Consider the following 1,317-nt stretch of genomic DNA (forward strand, 5'->3'; position numbering starts at 1 on the left):
GCCTTCATTTTCAAGGTCGGTCATATTTTTGGAAACCGACCGATGGGATCCTTACAAAAAGCATTCTTTTTTCGACCCTCGATACCTGCACCCTGCTTTGCCGAACGCCCATCTTCCTTTTTCCGAGCGCTGGCTGCCGCTCCTCAAGGTTCTTCTCATTCCGCTCTCGCTCCACTCATGCGCGACGGGCATGCGCTTTACGGCAACGCTCGATGCGCTCTCGCGAGGAGCCGGTCCCTTTGAAACCGGCGCCATGCTCGCCTGCATCTCGCTTTTTCCGGCCTTCTTTGCGGTCAAGGTGGGGCGCTGGCTCGACGATGCCGGCCCCCGCGCACCCATTCACGCCGCTCTTTTTGCCGCCGCCGGATCCGGGCTTGCCGCACTTTTTCTCCCGAACGCTCTCTTTGGAATTTTCTCGCTCTTCATTGCCTGTCTGCTCACAGGCCTTGCCTTCATGCTGATGAATACGGTGACGCAGCGACTCACAGGCGACGTCTGCCGGCCCGGCGACCGGCAAACCGCATTCACGGCGCTCTCCCTCGTTACGGCATCGAGCAATCTCGCCACGCCGGTCGCTGCCGGGTATGTGATCGAACACTTCTCATTCAGCGCCTTCTACATCTGGTGCCTCATCGCACCCGTCATCCTCGCCACGATTCTGAGCCTTCCCTTCATGAAGGGGCTCCTCGTCAAGCGCGACAGAACGCGCGCCAAAAAGACGGAAGGAGAGAAAAGCACGGGGTCGTCTCTCGACTTTTTCCGCGACCCGCCGATGCGCGCCGTGCTTCTCGCCTCCGTCGTCATTTCCGTTGCATGGGAAGTGGGGAACCTCCTCATCCCGGTCTATGCCAATGAAGCCGGGCTTGCCCCTTCTGAAATCGGGTGGGTGCTCGGAAGCTTCGCGTGCGCGACTTTCGTGGTGCGGCTCCTGATGCCCATGCTCCTCAAGGTTCTTGAGGAATGGCATCTCATCGCAATGACGCTTCTCGTGAGCGCGGTCGCCTTTGCGCTCTTTCCCTTCTTCAATACGCTCTTTCCCCTCATGTGCGCGGCGTTTCTTCTCGGCCTCGGGCTCGGCGCATCGCTTCCCAACATGATGTCGCTCGTCTACCGCTTTGCGCCCGGAAACCGGATCGGCGAAGCGATCGGCTTCCGCCTAATGCTCATCAATTCGGGAAAATCCGCATTCCCCGTCATCGCGGGCGCCATCGGTTCCGTAATCGGTGCAGGCGCATCGCTCTTCGGACTTGCCGTCTTTACAGTCTAAATTGGTCTACCGGCGTACGTATGTAGCATGATTTTCAGCTTTATTGCTAT

Annotated in this window: 1 protein-coding gene; it reads left to right on the forward strand. The window is 58.7% G+C overall.

What is annotated here, in order from left to right; genetic code table 11:
• Positions 1-97: 97 nt before the first annotated feature.
• A complete protein-coding gene (locus Q0106_RS06210) occupies positions 98-1,267 on the forward strand; it encodes an MFS transporter (protein ID WP_297610370.1) in 1,170 nt (389 codons plus the stop codon).
• Positions 1,268-1,317 lie beyond the last annotated feature (50 nt).

Source organism: uncultured Sutterella sp. (assembly GCF_937923675.1).
Lineage (GTDB): Bacteria > Pseudomonadota > Gammaproteobacteria > Burkholderiales > Burkholderiaceae_F > Sutterella.